We start from the raw sequence: 26,183 nt of genomic DNA, 5'->3' as shown, positions 1-26,183 counted from the left end.
TATGTACGATATTTCTATAATAATATGTTCTTATAAACATGATAAATGGATAGAGAGGTGCTTAAGAAGTGTTTTAAATCAAAAACTAGTTGATAAAAGAAGTTTTGAAGTAATTTTAGTCGACGATTGCAGTAAAGACAAAACTCAAAAAGTTATAAAGCAATATAAGCATTTTCCTAACTTAAAAATTATCAGAAATAAAAAAAACCTTGGATTGCCAAAATCCATTAACCTTGCAATGAAAAAATCTTCTGGGAGATATTTGATGCGAGTAGACTCTGATGATTATATTCAAAGATACAGTTTATTTATGATGAAATTTTTTTTAGATTACAACAGACATTATCAAGCTGTAAATTGTGATTACATTAAAGTGAATGAAAATGAAGAAATTTTAAAAAGATATAATGCTCAAAATAATTATATTGCATGTGGTGTAATGTTTAGGAGAGAGTGTTTATTTGATCTTGGTTTATATGATGAAAAATTTAAAATGAGAGAAGGGCATGATTTATTAAAAAGATTTTTAAAAAAATTCAAATTAGGGCATTTAGAAATACCTTTATATAAATACAGAGATCACAAAACAAACAGAACTAAAAATAAAAGTTCTGTTAAAAAATATGAAAAAATCTTAAGATTAAAACGATGACTAGGAGCAAAGCTTTAAAAAAAAAAATTGCAGTAATTGGACTTGGATATGTAGGGTTACCACTGGCAATAGCTTTTGGAGAAAGATATCATGTTTTAGGTTATGATTTAAATAAAAAAAGAATTGATGAATTAAAAAAAAAGTATGATCGTAATTTAGAAATATCAAAAAAAGATTTTGTAAAATCTAAATTTATAGAATTTTCTAACAAAAAAGAAGATTTAAATAATTATGAAGTTTTTATAATTACAGTTCCAACACCATTAAAAAAAAACAAAACTCCAGATCTAAAATCATTAATTCATGCAACTATAATTGCAGCCAAATACATAAAAAAAAAATCTATAATAATTTATGAATCAACTGTATACCCTGGAACAACTGAAGAGATTTGTCTTCCTTTAATTGAAAAAATATCAAAATTAAAAGTTAATCGTGATTTCATATTGGGTTATAGCCCTGAAAGGATTAATCCAGGAGATAAAGTGCATACACTAAAAAAAATAACAAAAATAGTAAGTGCGTCCAATAAATTTGGTCTTAAAGAGATAAAAAGAATATATCAAAGCATTATTAAACCAAAAATTTATTCTGTGAATTCAATAAAAATTGCAGAAGCCGCAAAAATTATTGAAAACACACAAAGAGACTTAAATATTGCGTTAATGAATGAATTAACACAAATTTTTGATAAATTAGAAATTAACATATACGAAGTACTTAGTGCCGCAAAGACGAAATGGAATTTTTTAAATTTTTCACCAGGGTTAGTTGGGGGCCATTGTATAGGGGTAGATCCATACTATCTAACATATAAAGCAAAAAAAATAGGATTAAATCCTAAAATAATTTTAGCTGGAAGAAAAGTAAATGATGGTATGCCAGAATACATTCTAGAAAGAATTATTAAAAATCTAAAAGAGAAAAAAATCAAATTCAATAACTTAAAATTTTTGATATTAGGTGCAACTTTTAAGGAAAACTGTAATGACACAAGAAATTCAAAATCTTTAGAGTTGTGTGAAAAAATTTCTCATAAATTTAAAAATGTGGATATGTTTGATCCATATTTAAAGGGAAATGATTTTGAAAATTATAAATTTAATTTCTTAAACAAAATACCTAATAAAAAGTATGAAGTAGTAATCATAGCAGTTAAACATGATTTTTTTGTGAAAATGGGATTAAAGAAAATCCAAAAATTATTAAAAAAAAATCATGTTTTATATGATGTAAAAAATTTACTTAAAAAAAATTAACTTATACTAAAGGGAAATTTAGTACCAGAGAAACCAACCATATATCTTTTTAATTTAAAAAGATTTGTATTCACAGAATTTGTTCCACTGGTTGCTATTGGTGAACTCAAAATTTTATTATTTTTCATAGCATTTATTATTGATTTATTAAATCTTCCCTCTGGATAAGAAAAATATTTTACTCTTATATTAGTTTTTTTTTTAATAATATTTATAGTCTCTTTAATATCTTTAGTCATTTGAGTTTTTGATTTTTTTGTTAATAAAGAATGCAGAAGTGAATGTCCTCCAATTTGAAATAGGTTTGAATTCAACACTTTTTTAATTTGAGACCATGAGGCTGGTTTATAAATATCTTGATTAATGTAACTTTTATAATTAACTTTTGATTGAGCTATTATTGATTTAATTACTTTATTTTTTTTACTGTCATCAATTGATTTACAATATTTTTTTATTTTTGTGACTGCTTTTTTTCTATTTTTAATATTGTTTAAAATATATTTATTATTTTTACCAATAGTGATTAACTTTTGTTTTGTATTTAATAAACATATCTCAATAATATCCACCCAAAAAAAATATTTTTTTGAGATAATTTTGGGGCAAAGATAAAAAATAGTTGGTATTTTATATTTTTTTAAAATAGGACAAGCAATCTTAAAGTTATTTTCAAATCCATCATCAAACGTAATACATACAGAATTTTTTTTAAATTTAATTTTATTTGAGATATTATAACAAACTTCATCCATTGAAATAATATTGGTGTTTTTTTTTAAATATTTTATCTGTTTTATAAAAGTTTTTTTTTCAATATGTTTTAAAGCAAAATTTGCAGCACTTTTTTTTTTTATTAATGATACCGTGATAACATAGGATTTTCATATTGAAATATTATAAGTTTTTACAGTATTGATGAAGATAATTACAACCTTTATTTAAATAATTTTTTGAAATTGATGAATAATATTTTCCTATATTTTGTTTTTTTTTATAAATAACATTACCAATTAGAATTTTTTTTATTATTTTATTAATATTTTCAATAGCTATCATTGTAGTTAAATATCTTAGTTTATAACATTTAGTTAGTTTATTAAGTTTAATTTTTTTTTGTAAAATTATTTTTCCTTTATCTAAAAAAGTATCGACAACATGAATTGTAGTTCCTATTGATTTAAAATCTTTATTAAAACAAGCCCAATATTCTGAATCTAAGCCTCTATATTTTTCCATAATTCCTCTGTGTATATTTATTAAATTTTTGCCAAAAATATTTATAAACTCAAGACTGACTTTTTTTGTACCAAATAAAATACCAACATTAGGTTTTTTCTTTTTAATTATTGAAATTGTTTTTTTTGAATTAAGATTATCTATGTGATATATTTTGCTTAAGTTCATGTCTATATTATTTTGTGAAAAAAATTTTTTTTCAAATTTGTCAATTTTTTTAAGAAAATTTGTTTTTTTTATTTTTTTTTCTTTTATGTAAAAAATGTTAAATTCAATATTTTTAAATTTAGCTATTTCATTTATTAAAGCTAAATGATGAGTGGTCTTTGTTGTAAAAAGAATTACTAATTTTTTTTTAGATGCCAGCGCTAATTTTTTTTTCAAGGTCTCTACCTAAATTTACTAAATTTCGAAACTCTTCTGGTGTTGCTGACAATGTGTGATCTCGAATTGTTGTGTTTGATTTATCTAAAGTAAAATGTTTCTCAACTATTTTAGAACCTCTTGCTATTGACAGCAAAGCCATTTCAATACCAACTGAGTGATCGCTATAGCCTATTATGTGATTTTCACGAAATTCTTTTAAAAAAACACTTTTTAAATCTTCATTAAATGTTGGGTATTTAGATTTACACCATAAATATTTAATATTTTTATTATTTAAAAATGGTAATTTTTCTTTATTTTCCCACATTCCCAGTGAAATAAAAAACTTAGCATTCATATTGATTATTTTTTCAACTAATGAAAAGTTTTCTTTTAGGGTTCTTGAGGCAACTTTAATAAATTTTGGACTAAAATTTTGAATTAATTTTAGTGATTTTTCATTAAAAATTGAAAACATAATATCAACATCAAAAAGTTTTGCCCATTGATGTAAAGTTTCGAGTCTTTCCTGATCTAGCTGATTAATTTCATTATGGCCATCTCTCCACCCCAGTTGAAATTTAACAATATCAGCACCAGAATGTTTGGCTTGCTTTATCAATTCATAGCATAGTGAAAAATTACCGTTATAATTTAATCCTATTTCAGCAATAAATATCATAATTATTTTTGTATTTAATTTATTATATGTAGTTTGAAATTTAATATAAACATATAAAAATGATTAACAATTTAAAAAAATTAACTACAAATGACGAATATAAGTAAAATTTTTTATAGATATTTTTAGGTATTGAGTGTTCTTACCTCTAATTCAATTGGTTTTCATCAAAATTTAAACGCACGTTTATTTATAAAAGTTTACTTGATTAAATAACTAATTATATATTTGAAAGATAAATATGAAAATAAAAAATAAAAAAAAAGGTATTTTGTTTTGGATAACTGGTTTATCAGGATCTGGTAAAACTACACTAGGAAGAAAAATTATAAAAGAGATTAGAAAAATATATGGCCCTACAATCATGATAAGTGGGGATGATATTAGAAAAATTTTTAAGTTAAAAGGTTTTGACTACGATGATAGATTAAAGATTACTAAAAAATACTGTCAGTTTGCTAGACATATGACACACCAAAAAATTAATGTTATATTTGCTGTGGTTGGAATGTTTGATGATTGTAGAAAATGGAATAGACTAAACATCGACAATTATGTCGAAATTTATATCAAAAGTAACATAAAAACTATCTTAAGAATTGGTAAAAAAAAAATTTATAATAAAAAAAATCCTGGAAAATTCACAGGTATTGAAATTAAAGCTGAATACCCTAAAAACCCTGACATAACTATACTAAATAAATTCAATTCTACTACTAATAAAATGGCAAAATCACTAATAAGTAAGATTAATAAATTATAAAATGAAAAAAAATAATCAGAACAAAACTTTTGGATCTTATATCCGGGAGCTTAGAATTAAAAACGATATTGGTCAAAGAGAGCTAGCTCAAAAAATAGGCATAGCAGCATCTTATCTTAACGACATAGAGAAAAATAAACGGACCGCACCAAAAATAACAGTTATAAAAAAGATATCCTTAATTTTAAAAGCTGAATTAGATTTATTAAATGATTTAGCAGGCAACTCAAAAAAAGGGTTGGCACCAGATATAATTGACTATATAGAAAAAAATCCAAATATAGTTTCTTTAATCAGAGCGGCCAAAAATAATAATTTAAGCATTGATGAAATTAATCAATTAGAATTATCAATTAATAAATCAAAAACTAAATCTTTAATTGTTGCTGCGGGACTAGGTAGTAGACTTAAAAATCATACAGAAAATTTACCTAAGTGTATGCTGGACTTTGGTGGCAAAACATTATTACAAAGACAATTAACAGCGTATAGAAAGTGCGGAATTGTTGATATTTCATTGGTACGAGGATTTAAAAAGAATAAGATTAATTACAAAGATATTAAGTATTTTGATAATGATGACTATAAAAATAATAATATCTTAAATTCAATCTTTTATGCAGAAGAAGAAATTAATGGTAATATTATAATTTCTTATTCCGATATCTTGTTTGAACCATTTATAGTTCAAAGAGCACTTGATTCAGATCATGATATATCTGTGGTTGTTGATATAGATTGGAAAGATTATTACATAGATAGAAAGGAACATCCATTATCAGAAGCTGAAAACGTTATTTTTAATTCAAATAATGAAGTTGTAAAAATAGGTAAAATAGCCACTGAGAAAGAAGAGGTTCATGGGGAGTTTATTGGTATGATTAAACTTAACCACCGTGGTTGTAAAATATTCAAAGAAAATTTTTATAGAGTTAAGAAATTTTTCTGGAACAAACCATTCCAAAGAGCAAAAATTTTTCAAAAAGCTTATTTGACTGATATGATACAAGAGCTTGTTGATATTGGTATAAAGATACATTGTGTTGTCATTAAAAAAGGCTGGAAAGAAATTGATACTGTTGAAGACTACAAAAAAGCTTTGGTAGAGTTTAATAAATAATTCATAAAACTTTAATATTTCTTTAATTGACATGCGCTTTTTTGCGTATTATTAATTAACTTGTAAGCGAACAACTATAATGATAACAAAATGATAATTATGTTAAAAAAAGCAATATTAATAATTTTCATAGCATTGATGTCATTCAGCACTCAAGCTAAAGAAAAAACTTATAAGATGGTTTTTGTGCCTGCGAGTGAAAAAGGTGACGAAAGTGATTATACTAGCTTAATTTCTATCACAGAAAAACTTACAGGTTTTAAAATTGAAACTATCAAAGTTACTGATTATAACGCTGCAGTAGAAGCGATGAGAGCTGGTAGAGCCCATATAGCTTGGTACGGCGGTAAGACCTACATCAAAGCTGCTGAAATTGCTAATGCAGAAGCATTTGCTGCTGGTGTAAGACCTGGCGAAACTAATGCAAATTATTATGCGTATTTTGTTGTAAAAAAAGAAAGTAAATTAAAAAAATTTGAAGATGTTAAAGAAAAAATTTTAGCATTAAATACTATTGGCTCTACAAGTGGTGATTTAATTCCACAAGTTGAATTAGCTAAAATAGATTTATCTACTACTAATAAAGATCATTTTAAAAAAGTTTATTATGCAGGAAGCCACGATGCTTGCCTGTTATCAGTACTGAACGAACAAGCTGATGTTTGTGGCATGAGCTCTAGAAACTTTGAAGCTAGATTAAAGGATAAAACATTCTCTATGGATCAAGTTAGAATAATACATAAATCTAGCTCAGTTCCACCTCCGCCATTAGCTTACTCTAAAAATATTCCATTAGAAGATAGAAATAAAATTAAAAAAGCAGTACTGGAAGCTCATAAACATGGCTCAATAGGTGGTTATGGTGGAGAGATGTCTCATTATATTGAAGTTAAAGATTCTGATTATAATGTATTGAGAGATGTAGCTAAGCTTTTGAAAAAAAATAAGTCATAAAAATGTTAGAGATAAACAATCTGAGAAAAAACTTTAATAATGGAACTCACGCTTTGAAAGGTGTGAGTTTTAAAGTTAAAAGAGGAGAATTTATTTCAATTTTAGGACCAAGTGGGTCTGGAAAAACCACACTACTTAGAAGTATTAATGGCTTAGAGCCCATTGAAAATGGTGAAGTTATTTTTAATAATAATAAAATTACAAAAGAAAATTTGCCAGAAGTTCAAAGAAAAACGGGCATGATATTTCAAGAGTTTAATTTAGTTAATAATCTTTCATCAATAAATAATGTTTTAACTGGACTGCTGAATTCTAGTAGCAAGTTTCTTTCAATGTTCTATTTATTTTCTAAAGAACAAAAACTAGAGGCTCTTCAATCGTTAAAAACAGTGGGACTATTAGAAAAAAGTTACAGTAGAGTTGATGAGTTATCTGGAGGGCAAAGGCAAAGAATTGGAATAGCTAGAGCAATTATCAGGAAGCCAATTTTATTACTAGCTGATGAGCCTGTAGCCAGTCTTGATCCTAAAGCAGCGCTGTCTACTATGAAATTATTAAAAAAAATAAATAAAGATTTTAATATAACTATTTTGTGTAATTTACATCAAACGAACTTAGCTATGGAGTTTTCAGATAGAGTAATTGGATTATCCGATGGTTTAATAGTTTTTGATCAAGAAGCTAAATATTTAGAGAAAAATATTAATAAATTATATAGCTAATATGGACAATAAAAATATATTTAAACTTACCCAAAATAATCAAAAAGAAAATTTAGAAAAATACTTAAGACCTCAATGGTCCTGGAAAACAGTTATTTTTATAATTTCAACTATTGTACTACTTACTGGAGTAACTATTGATCTTGAAATTAACTTTATCAATCTTTTCTCAGATTCTTATAAGTATTTTGCTGATATAATTTCTAGAATGTTACCACCAGATTTTTCGAATTTTAATGAATTAGTTTATTCGATGATTGAAACAATTGAAATTGCAATACTTGGTACTTTTATTGCAATAGTTTTATCAATACCACTTGCTTTACTTTCTGCAAAAAATATAGCACCAAATATAGTAATTTTCTTTCTTGCTAGAACAATCACGGTTTTCTTTAGAGCTATACCAGAATTTATAATTGCAATGATTTTAGTTATTGCCATAGGCTTTGGAGCCATGCCGGGTGTTCTTGCCCTTGGAATCCATACTATGGGATTTTTAGCAAAATTCTATGCTGAAGATATAGAGCACATTAATAAAGGGCCAATTGAAGCTTTAAGATCATCTGGAGCATCAAAAAGACAAATAATTTCGTTTGCTGTAATACCTCAAATTATTCCATCTTTTGTAGCAAACAATTTATATATATTGGATAGAAATATAAGAATGGCAACAATGCTAGGTATTGTAGGTGCTGGAGGAATTGGTTATGAACTTCAATCTGCTTTTAGAATGTTCGAGTACCCAAAAGTGTCTGCAATAATAATAATAATATTTATTACAATTTTTTTAATCGATAATTTATCTTCATATATAAGGTCTAAAATTAAATAGAATTTTGCTAATTAGTTTTATTAAAAAAAACCCCCCAATATTTTAGTTTATTGGAGGGTTATAAAATAAAATATCAATTACTTTTCTAATTACTTTCAAAAATTTTTTCAGTGCATAAATCAAGCCAATTGAGCTATTAGTACTGGTCAGCTACACGCATTACTGCGCTTCCACATCCAGCCTATCAACGTGGTGGTCTACCACGGCTCTATAGGAAGAACTAGTTTTGAGGTGAGTTTCCCGCTTAGATGCTTTCAGCAGTTATCTCTTCCATACTTAGCTACCCTGCACTGCGGCTGGCGCCACAACAGGTCCACCAGTGGTATGTTCAACCCGGTCCTCTCGTACTAGGGTCAACTCCTCTCAATTCTTCTACACGCATAGCAGATAGGGACCGAACTGTCTCACGACGTTCTGAACCCAGCTCACGTACCACTTTAATTGGCGAACAGCCAAACCCTTGGGACCTGCTCCAGCCCCAGGATGTGATGAGCCGACATCGAGGTGCCAAACACTGCCGTCGATATGAGCTCTTGGGCAGTATCAGCCTGTTATCCCCGGCGTACCTTTTATCCGTTGAGCGATGCCCCTTCCACTCAGAAGCACCGGATCACTATGACCGACTTTCGTCTCTGCTCGACTTGTCAGTCTCACAGTCAGGCAGGCTTATGCCATTGCACTCTACGAACGATTTCTGACCGTTCTGAGCCTACCTTCGCACGCCTCCGTTACTATTTGGGAGGCGACCGCCCCAGTCAAACTACCCACCATACAATGTCTCGCTGCCGGATGACGGCTAGCGGTTAGATGTCAAGAAAAACAAAAGAGGTATTTCACTGGTGACTCCACAAAAGCTGACGCTTTTGCTTCAAAGTCTCCCTCCTATGCTAAATATGTTTTTCCTAACACCAATGTAAAGTTGCAGTAAAGGTGCACGGGGTCTTTCCGTCTAACTACGCGAACTCCGCATCTTCACGGAGAATTCAATTTCACTGAGTTGATGTTGGAGACAGCGGAGAAATCGTTACGCCATTCATGCAGGTCGGAACTTACCCGACAAGGAATTTCGCTACCTTAGGACCGTTATAGTTACGGCCGCCGTTTACTGGGGCTTCAGAAGTTAGCTTGCACCAACCGCATTAACCTTCCAGCACCGGGCAGGCGTCAGACCCTATACATCCACTTACGTGTTAGCAGAGCCCTGTGTTTTTGATAAACAGTCGCTTCTCCCTGGCTTGTGCCACCCTTCTATAGTTGCCTACAAAAGGGTCTTCCTTATCCCGAAGTTACGGAAGCATTTTGCCGAGTTCCTTCAACATCATTCTCTCAAGCGCCTAAATATACTCTATTAATCTACCTGTGTCGGTTTCGGGTACGGTCTTCATGATGGAGCTATTTCTTGGGACCTCTTCGCGGCAAGTTCAATCCATTAAGAACTCACAACTTACGAAATCCGTCACTACCATCAGGTCAAGGAATATTAACCTTGTTTCCATCGACTACGGCTTTCGCCCTCGCCTTAGGTGCCGACTAACTCTACGCGGATTAACCTTGCATAGAAACCCTTAGATTTTCGGCGACGAAGTTTTTCACTTCGTTTATCGTTACTTATGTCAGCATTCGCACTTCTGATACCTCCAGGATCCCTCACGGGTATCCCTTCACAGGCTTACAGAACGTTCCGCTACCCCTTACAAAGTTCGAAAACTTTGCAAAGCCACAGATTCGGTACATGATTTTAGCCCCGTTACATCTTCGGCGCAGAAACTCTATTAGACCGGTGAGCTGTTACGCTATCTTTAAAGGATGGCTGCTTCTAAGCCAACCTCCCGGCTGTTAAGGAATTTCCACATCCTTTCACACTTAATCATGATTTTGGGACCTTATCTGGTGGTCTGGGCTCTTTCCCTCTCGACCATGGACCTTAGCACCCACAGTCTGTCTGCCGAAGAACAATGTCTAGCATTCGGAGTTTTATTAGGTTTGGTAAGAATCTCTTCCCCCTAGCCCATTTAGTGCTCTACCTCTAAACATCTATTTATTCGACGCACTACCTAAATAGTTTTCGCGGAAAACCAGCTATCTACGAATTTGGTTGGCCTTTCACCCCTTACCACAAGTCATCCAAAGACTTTTCAACGTCAACTGGTTCGGTCCTCCGGTTGGTGTTACCCAACTTTCAACCTGCTCATGGTAAGCTCATTCGTTTTCGGGTCTAATTCATTAAACTAATCGCCCTATTAAGACTTGCTTTCGCTGCGCCTACACCTAGATGGCTTAAGCTTGCTTAATAAATTAAGTCACTGACCCATTATACAAAAGGTACGCCCTCACCCTAAAAAGGGCTCGGACTGATTGTAGGCATGCAGTTTCAGGTTCTATTTCACTCCCCTAATAGGGGTTCTTTTCACCTTTCCCTCACGGTACTAGTTCACTATCGGTCACTGAAGAGTATTTAGGCTTAGAGGGTGGTCCCCCTATATTCGAGCAGGATTTCTCGTGTCCCGCTTTACTCAAGAATCTTGTTAGACATTACTCATACGGGACTATCACCCTCTATGGTTAGCATTTCCAAACTATTCAAATTTTTCTAACAAAACTACTGGCCTACTCCGCGTTCGCTCGCCACTACTAACGGAATCTCAATTGATTTCTTTTCCTCTGGTTACTTAGATGTTTCAGTTCTCCAGGTTGTCTCTTTAAACCTATGTATTCAGTTTAAAGTACCACATAAAGTGGTGGGTTTCCCCATTCGGAAATTTTCGGATCAAAGCTTACATACAGCTCCCCGAAACTTATCGCAGTATATCACGTCCTTCATCGGCTTTCAGTGCCAAGGCATCCACTACACGCCCTTAAACGCTTGATTTATGCACAGAAAAAAATTCTTTTAACAGAAAATTTATCTATGTTGTGATCAAATTTTTATTTTGAACATTAAATAATAACTTTTAATGTTCGGATATAGATATTGATATAAATTATTTTTATTTACAGTTTTAATAGCTAAATGTTTCCTGGTGGAGGATAGCGGGATCGAACCGCTGACCTCCTGAATGCAAATCAGGCGCTCTCCCAGCTGAGCTAATCCCCCAGTTAAGTATGGTGGGCCGAGAAAGACTCGAACTTTCGACCCCACCCTTATCAAGGGTGTGCTCTAACCAACTGAGCTACCGGCCCTACAAGAAGGAAACATTACTTTAAGAAGAGAAATGAGGACGGTCAACATTACCGATGTATATTATTTAGAGTGAAATTTTACTTTCACTCATCCTTAGAAAGGAGGTAATCCAGCCGCAGGTTCCCCTACGGCTACCTTGTTACGACTTCACCCCAGTCGCTGACTATACCGTGGTCAAGGGTTTGAAACCTTGCCTTAAGGTAGAACCAACTCCCATGGTGTGACGGGCGGTGTGTACAAGACCCGGGAACGCATTCACCGTGGCACGCTGATCCACGATTACTAGTAATTCCAGCTTCATGCACTCGAGTTGCAGAGTGCAATCCGAACTGAGGCATCTTTTCGGGATTTGCTTAACGTTGCCGTTTTGCTTCCTGTTGTAGATGCCATTGTAGCACGTGTGTAGCCCAACACGTAAGGGCCATGAGGACTTGACGTCATCCCCACCTTCCTCCAGCTTATCACTGGCAGTTCTTTCAGAGTGCCCAACTAAATGATGGCAACTAAAAGTGAGGGTTGCGCTCGTTGCGGGACTTAACCCAACATCTCACGACACGAGCTGACGACAGCCATGCAGCACCTGTGTTTCGTCCGGCCGAACCGAAAACTCTAATCTCTTAGAGTCGCGACGAACATGTCAAGTGTTGGTAAGGTTCTGCGCGTATCTTCGAATTAAACCACATGCTCCACTACTTGTGCGGGTCCCCGTCAATTCATTTGAGTTTTAACCTTGCGGTCGTACTCCCCAGGCGGTGTGTTTATCGGTTTCCCTGCGACACTGAAAATAAATTTCCAACGTCTAACACACATCGTTTACAGCATGGACTACGAGGGTATCTAATCCTCTTCGCTACCCATGCTTTCGTTCCTCAGTGTCAGTAATGATCCAGAAAGCTGCCTTCGCAATTGGTATTCTTTCTAATATCTACGAATTTCACCTCTACACTAGAAATTCTGCTTTCCTCTATCATACTCTAGCTGAAAAGTTTTAATGGCAGTTCCAGAGTTAAGCTCTGGGATTTCACCACTAACTTTTTCAACCACCTACGAACTCTTTAAGCCCAGTAATTCCGAACTACGCTAGGTCCCTTCGTATTACCGCGGCTGCTGGCACGAAGTTAGCCGGACCTTCTTATTCGGGTACAGTCATTTTCTTCCCCGACGAAAGAGCTTTACAACCCAAGGGCCTTCTTCACTCACGCGGCATCGCTGCATCAGAGTTTCCTCCATTGTGCAAGATTCCCCACTGCTGCCTCCCGTAGGAGTTTGGGCCGTGTCTCAGTCCCAATGTGGCTGATCATCCTCTCAAATCAGCTATTGATCATAGTCTTGGTAGGCCATTACCCTACCAACAAACTAATCAAGTGCGGGCTCATCCAATGGTGCATAAAGCTTTCTCCGTAAAGACTTATCCGGTATTAGCACAAGTTTCCTCGTGTTATTCCAGGCCAAAGGGTAGATACCCACATGTTACTCACCCGTCTGCCACTAAGTATTGCTACTTCGTTCGACTTGCATGTGTTAGGCGTGCCGCCAGCGTACGTTCTGAGCCATGATCAAACTCTCAAGTTAAAAAACGGCGCACACTAGCTTCATATATAAATTGTAAGAATACAATCCATACGATTTTGAAGTGTGTACGACAAATTTTGGTAACCTTAACCGTCCACACTTCTCTTCTTAAATTTTTACTTTTTAAATAGCTAATTGGGTCTAAAACGCCCAATAATCCTCACTAATCTATTGAATAAACAATAATTTTACTGAGAAAGTGTGCTGCTTATAAGCTAAAATAAAAGTAAATCAAGCTTTTAGCATTTAAATAAATCAATAAATACATCAGTAAATACAACGTTTTTTTTGATTTTTTGGTATTACTAAATTAATAATTGGAAATTCCAAATGATATTTAATCTAAATAAATTAATTAAATTAGTAAAAAAAAATACTGAGATTTTCTTACTCTTTTTATTAATAATCATTACAATTTTTAGCACCACAATTTATAATAATAAAAAATTAGAAACTTATAAGAATTATAAAGAAGTAATAAATAATATTTATTTTCAAAAAAGCTTAAAGCAAATTTTTGATAATCTCAAACCTAGATATAAAAGTATTAATCATAAAGTATCTAGTGGTGAAACATTTGATAAAATATTAAATAACTATTCTATTCCAAGTAAAGAAATTTTAGATATCAAAAAAAGTTTAAGTTCAGATTATAACTTAAGCAATTTAAAAAGTAATCTTGATATAAAGTTTACAATTGATCAATCAAATAATAAAAAGATTACATCTTTTTTATTCCCTGTAACTAGAACTGAAAAAATTTTGTTAACTAGAAATATAGATACAGATAAATTTGACAAAAAAAAAATTATTACAAACTTAAATAAAAAAATTATCTTTAAAGAAGGAAAGATTTTACAAAGTTTGTATAAAACTGCTATTGATCTTAATATTCAACCCAACATAATAATCGAGTTTGCAAGGATCTATGGCTTTCAGGTAGATTTTCAAAGAGATATTAGAAAAAATGATAATTTTCAAATTATGTATGAAGTATTTGAGGATGATAATGGAAAAGTGTTTGAAACTGGAAATATTATTTTTGCAGATTTAAAACTTAGTGGAGTAAATAATTCTTTATATTATTTTGATAAAAAAGGAAATGAGGGGCACTACGATCAAAATGGAAAGAGTGTTGAAAAAGCTTTAATGAAAACTCCTATTAATGGTGCAAGACTTTCCTCTTCTTTTGGAATGAGAAAACATCCAATAGATGGTTATAATAAAATGCATAGAGGAACAGATTTTGCAGCACCAATGGGCACACCTATTATGGCGTCAGGAAGTGGTGTCGTTACTAGAGCAAGATGGTGTGGTGGTGGTGGAAACTGTATAAAAATAAAACATAACTCAACATATGAAACTATTTATGCTCATATGAAAAATTTTGCACGAGGGATTAAAGAAGGTGTCAGAGTTAAGCAGGGTCAAATAATTGGCTATGTTGGCTCAACAGGAAAGTCTACTGGACCCCATTTACATTATGAAGTTATAGAAAATGGAAAAAAAATTAATTCACAAAAACTAAAGCTACCTTCTGGAAAAATTCTTAAAAGTAAAAATAGAGAATTGTTTGAGGTTACACGAATTAAATTAGATGTTCTAAAGTCAGAGCTTATTATTGGCTTAAATTAAACTGCTGCAGATTTTTTTTCTACGATTTTTTTCTCAATTGTTTTTGAAGCCTTTTTTAATTCTGTCTCTTGAGTATCTTTTTTAACAATGGGGGTATCTATTTTAGCTTCTTTTACAATCTGATCTGCTGGTGTAATAGGCTTTATTATCTCTGTTGGAGATGAATTTACTCTTGCCATTCTAAGACTTTCTTGTTCATTTTGAACTCTTTGAAAGTGATCAGCATGTTGAAAATAATTTTCAGATAAAATCTTATCTTCATTGGCTAGAGCTTCTCTTGCTAAATCATTGTATTTTTCAATTAATTTAACGGCATTATGATTGTTTCTACCTGGAACTTTTCTTTGAAAATTATCATTATTAGAAAATTTTGATCCTTCATTGTTATTTCTAAACGAGGGTCTTCTGTTATTATTATTTCTAAATGGAGGTCTTCTGTTGTTATTTGAATTATTACTTCTAAATGTTACCATAATTATATTTTTAATTTATATTTTAGTGCTGATTATGCAGCGATCATTATTGCCATAGTCTCTTACAGCCTTATTTATATAAAAACCCTCTTGTTTTAATATTTCTTTAACTTTATTTTTTTGATTAAAACCTATCTCTAAAATAAATTTACCATTTTTCTTTATCAGATAGTTTGCTTTATTAATAACTTTTCTGATTTTTGAAAAACCATCAAATCCACCACTCAAAGCTAATTTTGGTTCAAAATTAATTATATCTTTTTCCAAATATTTTAAACTTTCTAATTTAATATAAGGAGGATTTGAAACAATAAGATCATATTTGCCTATAGTGAAATTGTCAACACTAGAGTGAAAAAATTTAGCCCTATTTTCTAAATTTAGCTTTTTTGCATTGAATTTACTCACATTTATGCTTTTTTTAGAAATATCTATTCCTGTTCCATAGAAATATTTTCTTTCTTTTAATATTGATAACAAAATACATCCCGATCCTGTACCTATGTCTAAAACTTGAAGATGAGTATTTTTTGAATATATTTTTAATACTTCTTCAATTATTAATTCTGTATCTGGTCTTGGAATTAAAACATCCTTATTTACAAAAAATTCATTATTCCAAAATTCTTTTTTATTTATCAAATAAGCTATGGGTTCTCCTTTTTTTCTTTTTTCAATAAGACTATTAAAATCACTTAATTGCCCATCATTTAAAATTTGTTTCGGATTTAGGATGATATATCTTTTATCTTTATTAATTGAGTTAGATAATAAAATTTCACAATCTAGCTGTGGATTTGACACACCACTTTGCTTTAAAGTATTGGTTCCCTCAATTAGGATATTTTCTATATTCATTTCTATGTAAGATTGCTTAGTTTTTCTTCCTGTGCTTGGAGAGTTAAAGTTTCAATCATTTCATCAAAAGCTTCTCCTTCTAAAAATTCTTCAAGTTTATGTAGTGTTAAATTGATACGATGATCAGTAACCCTTCCTTGAGGAAAATTATAAGTTCTAATTCTCTCTGATCTGTCTCCAGTACCTATTTTACTTTTTCTATCCTGCGATCTTTCTTGGTCTATTCTTGATCTTTCTAAATCATAAAGTCTGGATCTTAAAATTTTCATTCCTTTAGCTTTATTTTTATGTTGAGATTTTTCATCCTGTTGAGAAACTGATAAACCTGTTGGAATATGGGTTATTCTCACTGCACTATCAGTTGTATTAACAGATTGTCCCCCTGGTCCTCCGGCTCTAAAGACATCAATTCTCAAATCGGAATCATTGATTTTTACATCAACTTCTTCAGCTTCTGGTAAGACGGCTACTGTTGCAGCAGAAGTATGAACTCTTCCTTGTGTTTCTGTATCTGGCACTCTTTGAACACGATGTACTCCACTCTCATACTTTAGAGTTGAGTATATATTCTTTCCTCTAATAGAGGCGATAACTTCTTTAAGACCTCCTGCTTCACTCTGAGACATGCTAATTAATTCTAATTCCCATTTTTTTTTATTACTAACTTTTTCGTACATCTTAAAAAGATCTGAAGCAAATAAACTAGCCTCTAGACCGCCTGTACCAGCTCTAATTTCTATAATAGCATTTTTTTTATCAGCTTCGTCTTTTGGTAATAAAAATAATTTTAATTTTTTTTCAATTGTTTCATTTTCTAACTTAAGATCTTTCAACTCTTTTTCTGCCATTCCTATAAAGTCGTTATCACTACTTGGATCTTCTAGAATTTTTTCTAAATCTTTTCTTTCTCGGTCATATGAAAAATATTTTTTAGCATCATCAATTACATCATTTAAATCAGAGTACTCTTTAGATTTTTCAGCAAATAGTTTTTTATCGACTTCGCCAGTTGACAATTCTTTTTCCAAAGCAGAATGTTTAGAGATTAAATCTTCAATTGTTTTTAGAGGTATCATTATAATTTTTTATCAAGTTCAGCAGCTTTTTTTTCAACTTCTTTAACAACTCTTGATATTATATCTTCTGATAAAACTTTTTCACTTTGAATGCCAGATAAATAAAGCATATTGTTTCCTTTGCCACCACCCGTTATTCCTATATCAGTCATCGCAGCCTCACCTGGTCCATTAACCACACATCCAATAATTGATAAAGTTAGAGGAGTTTTTATATGTGAAAGTTTTTCTTCTAAGGTTTTGACTGTATCAATTACTTGAAATGCTTGTCTTGCACAAGATGGACAAGAAATAATTTTTACCCCCCTATTTCTCAAATTTAATGATTTAAGTATTTCATTGCCTATTTTAATTTCTTTAACTGGGTCATCGGAAAGAGATATCCTTATAGTATCTCCTATACCATCTAATAAAAGTGAACCTAGGCCTATAGATGATTTAATACTTCCCGAAACAAATCCACCTGCTTCGGTAATTCCTAAATGCAAAGGATAATCTGTAACTTTTGAGAGTTGTCGGTATGCCGCCATAGATAAAAAGATATCTGAAGACTTAACACTAATCTTAAAATTAAAAAAATCTTGATCTTCTAATATTTTTATATTTCTTTGAGCACTTTCAACTAAAGCTTCTGGACATGGTTCTTTATATTTATCTAGAATATCTTTTTCAAGAGATCCGGCATTGACACCAATTCGAATGGAACAGCCATTATTTTTGGCAGCACTTAAAACATCGTGAATTTTTAATTTGTCTCCAATATTTCCTGGATTAATTCTTAAACATTTTGCTCCATTTTCAGCTGCTTCTATTGCTCTTTTATAATGAAAGTGAATGTCGGCTATAATGGGTACAGAAACATGTTTGGTAATTTCTTTAAGTGCCACTGAAGATTCTTGATCTGGGCAAGAAACTCTTACAAGATCCGCTCCCTCTTCATGAATGTCATTTATTTGTTTTATGGTGGCCTTAATATCAGTCGTTAAAGTATTGGTCATTGATTGAACGGATATAGGATTATCTCCGCCAACCTTAACGTCACCTACATTGATAACTTTAGTTTTTTTTCGATGGATATCTCTAAATGGTCTAAGGCTCATAAATTAATCTAATTTAAATTCTTTATGAAGTACTGCTACAGCTTTTTTTATCTGTTTATTAGAAATTAAAACTGAGATCTTAATTTCAGATGTTGAAATGACCATAATATTAATTTTTTTAGAAGCTAATGCTTGAAACATTCGATAAGTAATTCCAGGAGTGGTAATCATGCCCACACCAACAATGGAAACCTTCGATACATTATTATCATATGAGAATTTTCTAAAAGAAATTCTTTTATTTTTTTTAATTATTTTTTCTGTCTTTTTCAAATCCTCAGATTTAATGGTAAATGTTAGATCTGTTTCTTTTCCATTTAATGATATATTTTGTACAACCATATCAACATTAATTTGATTTAGTGATAATGGTTTAAAAACAGCTGCAGCTACACCTGGTTTATCTTTAACACCTACTATTGTAACCTTTGCATCATTTTTTGTAGATGTAATTCCTGTAATTATTTGATTACTAAATATTTTTTTAGTACCTGTAATTAATGTTCCTCTTTTTTTTTCATAAGATGATTTTACTGAAAAATTTATATTATTCAATTTAGCATCTTGTACTGAAGTTGGCTGCATAACTTTTGCCCCAAGTGATGCCATCTCTAACATCTCATCGTATGAAATTTTAGAGATCTTTTTTGCTTTTGAATGATTTCTTGGATCTGTTGTATATACACCATCTACATCAGTATAAATATTACATGCATCTGCATTGAAGAATTTTGCAAGCATTATGGCTGAAGCATCTGTTCCTCCTCTGCCAAGTGTTGTTATTCTACTATCTAAATTAATTCCCTGAAAACCAGTTATGATAGGAATGCCGCCTGTTTTCATAAAAGTTAGTATTTTAGTTTTATTGATTTTACTTATACGTGAAGCACTATAAGGACCTTCAGTAATTATTGGAAGTTGCCAAGACATCCATGATCTTGCTTTCAAACCTAAATGTTTAAGTCTGCCAGCAATTAATGCACATGAAGCTTGCTCACCTGATGAAAGTAAAACATCATACTCTGCAGAGTCAAAATTATTGCTTAATTCTTCTGTTTTTCTAATAAGATCATTAGTAGTTCCGCTCATTGCAGAAGAAACCACAATAACATTAAGTTTTTTTCTTTTATATGAAGCAATTATTTTTGCTACTTTTTTAATTCTATCTATATTTCCAACAGACGTTCCGCCAAACTTTAATACTACAATTTTCATTGATAATTTTGTTTAATTTTTGTTTGATAAAATACATCTTAATTGTTATGTCCACAAGTCATCTATTATGAATTCAATAAATAAAAAAGAAATAGAAAAATTTTCAAGAATTGCAGAAGAATGGTGGAATCCTGATGGAAAATTTAAACCTTTACACAATTTTAATCCTATAAGAATTAAATATATAAAAGAAAATATTCTTAAAGATTTCAAAATTAAAGACTTAGATAAACCTTTAAAGAATATTAAACTGTTAGACATTGGTTGTGGTGGTGGCTTGTTATCTGAGCCAATGCGAAGATTAGGTGCTGATGTAACTGCGATAGATGCTTCGAAACAAAATATAGAAGTCGCTAAATTTCATGCAAAAAAAAATAAACTTAAAATTGATTATAGAGTTAGTTCGCCTGAAAAATTAAAAACTACAAATAAATTTGATGTAATTTTAAATATGGAAATAGTTGAACATGTTAATGATATAGATTTTTTTATTAAAGAGAGTTCTAAATTATTAAAAAAAAACGGTATAATGTTTGTTGCTACATTAAATAAAACATTAAAATCATATATTTTTGCAATTATTGGTGCTGAATATGTTTTAAAATGGCTTCCAATAGGGACACATGATTGGGAAAAATTTGTAAAGCCTGAGGATTTAACAGAGATTTCAAAAAGAAATAAACTATTGTTAAAAAAATTAGATGGTATGCAATTTAATATATTAAATAATAGCTGGAAGGTCAGTGATGACACTTCAGTTAATTATATTACAAAATTTATTAAAACTTAATTAGTATTTTCTTTTATCCAGGGAATTACCTCGGCTTCTATTCCCTCTTCTCTCAATTCTTTTATATCTTCCTTTGTAGCAGTGCCATAAATTCCCTTTGAAAATTTTTTATCTTTATAGTGGATAGATCTAGCCTCATAAGCAAAATTTTCACCAACATATTGAAAATTTTTTTTTATAAAATCTTGATATTTATTTATTGTTTTTTTGATATTCTTATATTTTTGGCTTGATGTATCAATGCCAATATCTTTTTTTGACATTAGTATATTCGGTGACATCAAAGTCTTTTCAACATTTAGTGAGTTGCACATATGACAATTGAGAAATTTTTTCTTTTTGAGTTTTTCATACTCTTTAGAGGTTGAAAACCAACTATCAAAAGTTATTTCACAATCTTTACATACAAGCTTATATTTGATCATGCTATATAGATAATAACATAACTATTTAATTCAATATTAAATTAACTTCTATAATCAGCATTAATTTCTATATATTTTTTTGTTAAATCCATAGTATAGGCTGTGAAATATTTTGATCCTGAATTCAGGTTTATTGATATATCAATTGATGAGCTCTTCATGTAGCTTGCAACTTCACTTTCATTATAATTGCTAAAAATTTTTCCATTTTCTACAACTTTTATATCGCCAAAATTAATTGATAATTTATTTGTATCAAAATTAATTCCTGATTTGCCAATTGCCATTATTATTCTTCCCCAGTTTGGGTCTTCTCCTGCAATAGCGGTTTTGACTAAATTAGAATTTGCAATGGAAAAAGCTACAGATTTTGCATCACTCTGAGTTTTTGATTTTAAAACACTTATTGATATAAATTTAGTAGCACCCTCTCCATCCGCAACTATTCTTTTGGATAAATTTAATAATACTGAGTGTAAAGCTTTATCAAAATTATAAAGTTTTTTATCTGTAATATTCCTAACTATTGGATTTTTTACTCTACCAGTTGAAAATATTGAAACCATATCGTTTGTGCTGGTATCACCATCGCATGTAATTGCATTAAATGTTGTATCAATATTTTTTTTTAACAATTTGCTTAAGATATCATTTGAAAGATCTGCATCTGTAAAGATATAGCCTAGTGTTGTAGCCATATTTGGAAAAATCATTCCTGAGCCTTTTGCAATTCCATATATCTTTATTTTTTTATCACCAATTTTACACTCTTCCATTGCGAGCTTTGGTTTTAAATCTGTTGTCATTATTCCTAAGGCTGCTTTTACCCAAATTGATTTATTCTGTGTGTATCTAATTTTTTTTATTAATTCTGGAATATTGCTTTTTATTTTTTTTGTAGGATATCTTTCGCCTATTGTGCCAGTGCAACCAAAAAGTATCTCCTTTGCCAATACTTTTTCGGGGAAATCTTCGTCTTCATTTTGTTTTTTTGAAAGCTGTATTGAAAGCTCTTCTGCTATTTCTTTTAAAGCCTTATAACCTTCAGATCCTGTGAATGCATTAGCATTTCTAGTGTTTACCAAAAGTGACTTTATTTTTTTACATTTTATATTTAAGTTCCATTTTATGTTTTCTGAAATTATTTTAGATTGTGTGAAAACAGATGCATAATTTGCTCCATCTCTAAAATAAAACATAACAAGATCATCTCTTGGTTTGTTGTATAAATTTGCACAAATTGTTGAAATCGAAAGTCCATCTATATGGTCTAAATCTTGAAAGTCTTGCATTTTTGACATTGAGGCCAATGAGATTGCAAAGTTTTTTAAATTTAATGGCATATATTTAAAATATTTATTTAATACTTATATTAAAAGCTGTAATTAATTATATATCAAAAAATAAGATGCTTAATCCATTAAATTTTATCTCAAAATTCATAAAATCAAGCAATCAAAAAGAGCTTGATAGAGTTGCAAAGATTGTTGAAAAAGTTAATTCTTTTGAAGACAAGATTAAAGACATTCCAGATGAAGACTTTCCTAAAAAAACAATAGAACTTAAAAAACGGTTAAGTGATGGAAGAGATATAAATGATCTTTTGCCTGAAGCTTTTGCACTTGTGCGTGAGGCATCTAAAAGAACAAGAAATGAAAGGCATTATGATGTTCAAATAATAGGGGGTATTGTTCTTCATGAAGGCAAGATAGCTGAGATGAGAACTGGAGAAGGAAAAACATTAACTATCAGTTTGGCAGCTTATCTAAATGCTTTACACGGTAAAGGTGTGCACATTGTTACTGTAAATGACTATTTGGCAAAAAGAGATTCTCAAGAAATGGGGGAAATCTATCAATTTCTTGGGCTAACATCTGGATACATTAATAATGACCAAGATGATCATGAAAGAAAAAAGAATTATAATTTTGATATTACCTATGCAACTAATAGCGAGCTTGGCTTTGATTACTTGAGGGATAATATGAAATTCTCTAAGGACCAAATGGTTCAAAGAGGTCATGTGTATACAATTGTTGATGAAATTGACTCTTGTTTAATTGATGAGGCTAGGACGCCACTTGTAATTTCAGGTGCTGCAGAGGATAAAACTGAACAATATCTTGCTATTGATAAATTGGTTAAAAAACTTACTCCTGAAAATTATGAGATAGATGAAAAAGATAAAAATATATTATTAACAAATGAAGGAATTAATAATGTTGAAAAAATATTTTCAAATGCTGGAATATTAAAAAATAATAATTTCTATGATCCTGAAAACCTAAGTCTCGTACATCATGTAAATCAATCTTTGAGGGCTAATCATTTATTTGAAAAAGGAAGAGATTATATTGTAAGAGATGACTCTTTAAAAATCATTGATGAATTGACAGGTAGAATATTAGAAGGAAGAAGATATGGTGATGGACTTCATCAAGCACTTGAGGCAAAAGAAAGAATAGATGTACAGGCTGAAAATCAAACCCTTGCATCAATAACTTATCAAAACTATTTTAAGCTTTATGAGAAAATTTCTGGATGTACAGGAACGGCTGCAACTGAATCTCAAGAATTTTATGAAATATATAATTTAATGGTAGTTGTTATCCCTACTAATAAAGAAATGATCAGAAAAGATTGGAATGATCAAATTTTTCGAACTGAATTAGAAAAAAATAAAGCAATTATAGATAAAGTTTTAGAATGTCATGAAAAAGGTCAGCCAATTTTAGTTTTCACTTCAAGCATCAACAAGTCTGAAATCTATTCTAAACTATTAGATAAAAAAAAAATTAAACATGTAGTATTAAATGCAAAAAATCATGAAAATGAAGCTGAAATCATTGCAAATGCTGGAAAAATGAAGTCAGTTATAATTACAACAAGTATTTCAGGAAGAGGTGTTGATATTCAGTTGGGTGGCAAGAAAGGTAGTCAGCCTGATGAAGAATTACTACAAAATAAAAATAAGATTAAATCACTTGGTGGACTATTTGTAATTGGTACTGAAAGGATGGAGTCAAGAAGAGTCGACAACCAAGCAAGAGGAAGATCTGGGAGACAAGGTGATGAAGGTAGCTCAATATTTTATGTTAGTTTAGAAGATGATCTTATGCGAATTTTTGGTTCTGAGTCTATGAATAATATTCTTCAAAAACTTGGGCTAAAAGATGGTGAAAGTATCGATCATCCCTGGATAAATAAAGCCCTTGAGCGTGCACAACAAAAAGTTGAAGCGAGAAACTTTGATATAAGAAAAAACTTATTAAAATTTGATGATGTTTTGAATGATCAAAGACACGTTATTTTTTCTCAAAGAAATAATGTGATGAATAATGAAAAAGTTTTTGATTATTCTGATGAATTTTTATCAGAGATTACAAATCATCTTATTTCTTTAAAAACTCAAAAAATATCAAAAACTAAAAATAATGAATTCAATAATCAACTAAAAATTCTAGTTGGAAAAAGTGTAGATGATGACGAATTTAAAAATCTTGTAAATTTAAATGATAAAGAATTTAAGGAAAAGATAGACTCTAAATTTATCGAAGCTAGAAATGAGAGAATTAATATGCTTAATGAAGAAAAAGCTAAAGAAATTGAAAAAAGAATTTTACTTCAGTGCATTGATTTAAATTGGAAATCTCATATCCAATATCTTGAGCAATTAAGACAAGTAATTGGCCTAAGGTCTTATGGTCAAAGAGATCCCCTGGTTGAATATAAAAAAGAGGCCTTTTATCTTTTTGAAAATTTACTAAATAAATTAAAAATTGATTTTGTTACAATTTTAATGAATCTAAAAATAGTTCAAGAACCAAGTGAAAATACAATTAAACCTATTAGGAAGCAAATTTCGAATGACCCCAAATGTTTATTGATACAAAAAAAAGATCAGAAACTATCAAGAAACGAAAAGTGTGAAGCCACTGGTAAAAAATTTAAAAATTGCTGTGGCGCTTTATAGAAAAAAAACTAAATAAGAAAACAAAACAATTGCTGCAACAAATATTGATAAAAAAATCTTAGCGTTAAAAAATTTTTCAATAAAGCTACTAAGCTTATTTTTTTGCATATTTAGTACACTTAGATTATCTGGTTGACTTACAAAGCCCTTTGTTCTTCCAATGCTTAAAAATTTATTTTTTCTATGGTTAAAAATTTCTTCTCCACTCATATTCTCAAATTCATTCAAATTATTAGTGATTGACCTTCTAACGTTATCCAAAATTAAATCTCTATCTCGGTGGGCACCACCAATTGGTTCTGCAATGATCTCATCAATTACCTTTAGCTCAAGGAGATCTTTTGATGATAATTTCATTGCTTTTGCAGCCTCTAAGGTTCTCTTTGGATCTCTCCATAAAATGGTTGCACATCCTTCTGGAGATATGACTGAATAGATTGCATTTTCTAACATAATAACTTTGTTAGATGAGGCTAGTGCTATTGCTCCTCCTGACCCACCTTCACCAATTACAACAGCTAAAGTTGGAACATTTAATGACATACAACATTCAATTGATTTTGCGATTGCCTCTGCCTGTCCTCTTTCCTCGGCTCCAACACCAGGATAAGCCCCAGGAGTATCAACAAATGAAATTATTGGGATATTAAATTTGTTTGCCAGATTCATTAATCTAATTGTTTTTCTATAACCCTCAGGTCTCATCATTCCAAAGTTTCTTTCCATCCTAGTTTCAAGAGTGTCACCTTTCTCTTGTCCAATAACCAAAACTGATTTTTCATTAAACTTTGCAAACCCAGCTATTACTGATTTATCTTCCCCATAAAACCTGTCTCCAGACAATGAAATAAAATCTTCAAATAAATTATCTATAAAAAATTTTGCTTTAGGTCTATCTTCATGTCTTGCAACTAAAGTTGTTTGCCAAGGATCTAGATTTGAATAAATCTCTTGTAACTTTTCATCTATTTCTTTTTGTGATTGTAAGATTTTTTTTGTGTCTACTTCTGATAGCCCATCTTGATTATATGGATCCTTTAGTTTTTCCAATTCATTTTCAAGATTTTTTATATCTGTTTCAAAGTTTAAATAATTTTTCATAAACAACTTTATTAATATTTAATTAACAAAAAAGGCAATAAAATGTTTTAAATAATTTATATTTGACATAATCTTGTTTAAAGGTACTCTTAAATAAATCGGGAGAGACTAATAATAATAGCGCCGAAGGAGCAACCACCCCGGAAACTCTCAGGCAAAAGGACCGATAAAAACATAACACTCTGGAAAGAGATT

The 26,183-nt window shown here is 30.7% G+C and carries 21 protein-coding genes, 2 tRNA genes, 2 rRNA genes and 1 riboswitch; of the genes, 10 read left to right on the top strand and 15 right to left on the bottom strand.

The window, feature by feature from the left end:
- Position 1 precedes the first annotated feature (1 nt).
- Together AC5SLO_RS00685 and AC5SLO_RS00680 are read left to right on the top strand one after the other, a co-directional pair.
- On the top strand, positions 2–652 hold the full coding sequence (locus AC5SLO_RS00685; protein WP_494573298.1) for a glycosyltransferase family 2 protein: 651 nt from the start codon (positions 2–4) through the stop codon (positions 650–652).
- Positions 649–1,911: a nucleotide sugar dehydrogenase gene (locus tag AC5SLO_RS00680; RefSeq protein WP_494573297.1), complete on the top strand. Its 1,263-nt coding sequence runs from the start codon at positions 649–651 to the stop codon at positions 1,909–1,911. The genes AC5SLO_RS00685 and AC5SLO_RS00680 overlap by 4 nt, the downstream gene beginning before the upstream one ends.
- On the opposite strand, the gene AC5SLO_RS00675 is transcribed toward AC5SLO_RS00680, so the two are convergent.
- The 3 genes from AC5SLO_RS00675 to AC5SLO_RS00665 form a co-directional block, all read right to left on the bottom strand.
- Positions 1,908–2,666, bottom strand: coding sequence for a polysaccharide deacetylase family protein (locus tag AC5SLO_RS00675; protein ID WP_494573296.1), 759 nt, complete (start codon positions 2,664–2,666; stop codon positions 1,908–1,910). The genes AC5SLO_RS00680 and AC5SLO_RS00675 overlap by 4 nt on opposite strands.
- 142 nt (positions 2,667–2,808) lie before the next feature.
- Complete coding sequence (locus AC5SLO_RS00670; RefSeq protein WP_494573295.1) at positions 2,809–3,534, bottom strand: formyltransferase family protein; 726 nt, start codon at positions 3,532–3,534, stop codon at positions 2,809–2,811.
- Complete coding sequence (locus AC5SLO_RS00665; RefSeq protein WP_494573294.1) at positions 3,506–4,198, bottom strand: N-acetylneuraminate synthase family protein; 693 nt, start codon at positions 4,196–4,198, stop codon at positions 3,506–3,508. Before AC5SLO_RS00665 ends, AC5SLO_RS00670 begins: the two co-directional genes overlap by 29 nt.
- Positions 4,199–4,439: 241 nt before the next feature.
- On the opposite strand from AC5SLO_RS00665, the gene AC5SLO_RS00660 reads away from it, so the two are divergent.
- The 5 genes from AC5SLO_RS00660 (at position 4,440) to phnE (ending at position 8,589) form a co-directional block, all read left to right on the top strand.
- On the top strand, positions 4,440–4,961 hold the full coding sequence (locus tag AC5SLO_RS00660; RefSeq protein WP_494573293.1) for an adenylyl-sulfate kinase: 522 nt from the start codon (positions 4,440–4,442) through the stop codon (positions 4,959–4,961).
- Between the two features lies 1 nt (position 4,962).
- The gene (locus AC5SLO_RS00655; protein ID WP_494573292.1) at positions 4,963–6,081 is read left to right on the top strand and encodes a helix-turn-helix domain-containing protein; all 1,119 of its coding nucleotides are present in this window, start codon (positions 4,963–4,965) and stop codon (positions 6,079–6,081) included.
- Between the two features lie 99 nt (positions 6,082–6,180).
- Complete coding sequence (phnD, locus tag AC5SLO_RS00650) at positions 6,181–7,035, top strand: phosphate/phosphite/phosphonate ABC transporter substrate-binding protein (RefSeq protein WP_494573291.1); 855 nt, start codon at positions 6,181–6,183, stop codon at positions 7,033–7,035.
- Positions 7,036–7,037: 2 nt separating this feature from the next.
- The gene (gene phnC, locus AC5SLO_RS00645; RefSeq protein WP_494573290.1) at positions 7,038–7,757 is read left to right on the top strand and encodes a phosphonate ABC transporter ATP-binding protein; all 720 of its coding nucleotides are present in this window, start codon (positions 7,038–7,040) and stop codon (positions 7,755–7,757) included.
- A 1-nt stretch (position 7,758) separates the two neighbouring features.
- Complete coding sequence (gene phnE / locus AC5SLO_RS00640; protein WP_494573289.1) at positions 7,759–8,589, top strand: phosphonate ABC transporter, permease protein PhnE; 831 nt, start codon at positions 7,759–7,761, stop codon at positions 8,587–8,589.
- Between the two features lie 115 nt (positions 8,590–8,704).
- Here phnE and AC5SLO_RS00635 read toward each other — a convergent pair.
- The 4 genes from AC5SLO_RS00635 to AC5SLO_RS00620 form a co-directional block, all read right to left on the bottom strand.
- Positions 8,705–11,458, bottom strand: a 23S ribosomal RNA gene (locus tag AC5SLO_RS00635).
- Between the two features lie 149 nt (positions 11,459–11,607).
- A tRNA-Ala gene (locus AC5SLO_RS00630) sits at positions 11,608–11,683 on the bottom strand.
- Positions 11,684–11,692: 9 nt separating this feature from the next.
- Positions 11,693–11,769 (bottom strand) — tRNA-Ile (locus AC5SLO_RS00625).
- Between the two features lie 98 nt (positions 11,770–11,867).
- Positions 11,868–13,342: ribosomal RNA gene (locus tag AC5SLO_RS00620) — 16S ribosomal RNA — on the bottom strand.
- The 16S and 23S rRNA genes sit together here with 2 tRNA genes alongside, the layout of an rRNA operon.
- 330 nt (positions 13,343–13,672) lie before the next feature.
- Between AC5SLO_RS00620 and AC5SLO_RS00615 the strand changes: the two genes are divergently transcribed.
- Complete coding sequence (locus AC5SLO_RS00615) at positions 13,673–14,977, top strand: M23 family metallopeptidase (RefSeq protein ID WP_494573288.1); 1,305 nt, start codon at positions 13,673–13,675, stop codon at positions 14,975–14,977.
- Here AC5SLO_RS00615 and AC5SLO_RS00610 read toward each other — a convergent pair.
- The 5 genes from AC5SLO_RS00610 to AC5SLO_RS00590 are packed head-to-tail and all read right to left on the bottom strand — an operon-like array spanning position 14,974 to position 19,699.
- Positions 14,974–15,450 carry a DUF4167 domain-containing protein gene (locus AC5SLO_RS00610; protein ID WP_494573287.1) on the bottom strand — a complete coding sequence of 159 codons (477 nt, stop codon included), beginning with the start codon at positions 15,448–15,450 and terminating at the stop codon, positions 14,974–14,976. The two genes, AC5SLO_RS00615 and AC5SLO_RS00610, sit on opposite strands and share 4 nt — an antisense overlap.
- Before the next feature lie 15 nt (positions 15,451–15,465).
- Complete coding sequence (gene prmC, locus AC5SLO_RS00605; RefSeq protein WP_494573286.1) at positions 15,466–16,308, bottom strand: peptide chain release factor N(5)-glutamine methyltransferase; 843 nt, start codon at positions 16,306–16,308, stop codon at positions 15,466–15,468.
- 2 nt (positions 16,309–16,310) lie between these two features.
- Positions 16,311–17,384 carry a peptide chain release factor 1 gene (gene prfA, locus AC5SLO_RS00600; RefSeq protein ID WP_494573285.1) on the bottom strand — a complete coding sequence of 358 codons (1,074 nt, stop codon included), beginning with the start codon at positions 17,382–17,384 and terminating at the stop codon, positions 16,311–16,313.
- Complete coding sequence (ispG, locus tag AC5SLO_RS00595; protein ID WP_494573284.1) at positions 17,384–18,484, bottom strand: flavodoxin-dependent (E)-4-hydroxy-3-methylbut-2-enyl-diphosphate synthase; 1,101 nt, start codon at positions 18,482–18,484, stop codon at positions 17,384–17,386. Before ispG ends, prfA begins: the two co-directional genes overlap by 1 nt.
- 3 nt (positions 18,485–18,487) lie before the next feature.
- A complete protein-coding gene (locus tag AC5SLO_RS00590; protein ID WP_494573283.1) occupies positions 18,488–19,699 on the bottom strand; it encodes an aspartate kinase in 1,212 nt (403 codons plus the stop codon).
- A 67-nt stretch (positions 19,700–19,766) separates the two neighbouring features.
- Between AC5SLO_RS00590 and ubiG the strand changes: the two genes are divergently transcribed.
- A complete protein-coding gene (gene ubiG / locus AC5SLO_RS00585) occupies positions 19,767–20,489 on the top strand; it encodes a bifunctional 2-polyprenyl-6-hydroxyphenol methylase/3-demethylubiquinol 3-O-methyltransferase UbiG (protein ID WP_494573282.1) in 723 nt (240 codons plus the stop codon).
- On the opposite strand, the gene AC5SLO_RS00580 is transcribed toward ubiG, so the two are convergent.
- A complete protein-coding gene (locus AC5SLO_RS00580; protein WP_494573281.1) occupies positions 20,486–20,914 on the bottom strand; it encodes a DUF1178 family protein in 429 nt (142 codons plus the stop codon). The two genes, ubiG and AC5SLO_RS00580, sit on opposite strands and share 4 nt — an antisense overlap.
- Positions 20,915–20,955: 41 nt before the next feature.
- Positions 20,956–22,257 carry a bifunctional glutamate N-acetyltransferase/amino-acid acetyltransferase ArgJ gene (argJ, locus tag AC5SLO_RS00575; protein WP_494573280.1) on the bottom strand — a complete coding sequence of 434 codons (1,302 nt, stop codon included), beginning with the start codon at positions 22,255–22,257 and terminating at the stop codon, positions 20,956–20,958.
- 65 nt (positions 22,258–22,322) lie between these two features.
- On the opposite strand from argJ, the gene secA reads away from it, so the two are divergent.
- Positions 22,323–24,887, top strand: coding sequence for a preprotein translocase subunit SecA (gene secA / locus AC5SLO_RS00570; protein ID WP_494573279.1), 2,565 nt, complete (start codon positions 22,323–22,325; stop codon positions 24,885–24,887).
- Here the strand turns inward: secA and AC5SLO_RS00565 are convergent.
- Positions 24,882–25,988, bottom strand: a complete 1,107-nt coding sequence (locus AC5SLO_RS00565) for an acetyl-CoA carboxylase carboxyltransferase subunit alpha (protein ID WP_494573278.1) — start codon at positions 25,986–25,988, stop codon at positions 24,882–24,884. The two genes, secA and AC5SLO_RS00565, sit on opposite strands and share 6 nt — an antisense overlap.
- A gap of 89 nt (positions 25,989–26,077) precedes the next feature.
- Positions 26,078–26,164, top strand: a riboswitch (glycine riboswitch).
- Positions 26,165–26,183 lie beyond the last annotated feature (19 nt).

The organism is Candidatus Pelagibacter sp. PS_44, assembly GCF_059417735.1.
This window is presented reverse-complemented; position numbering and strand designations above follow the sequence as displayed.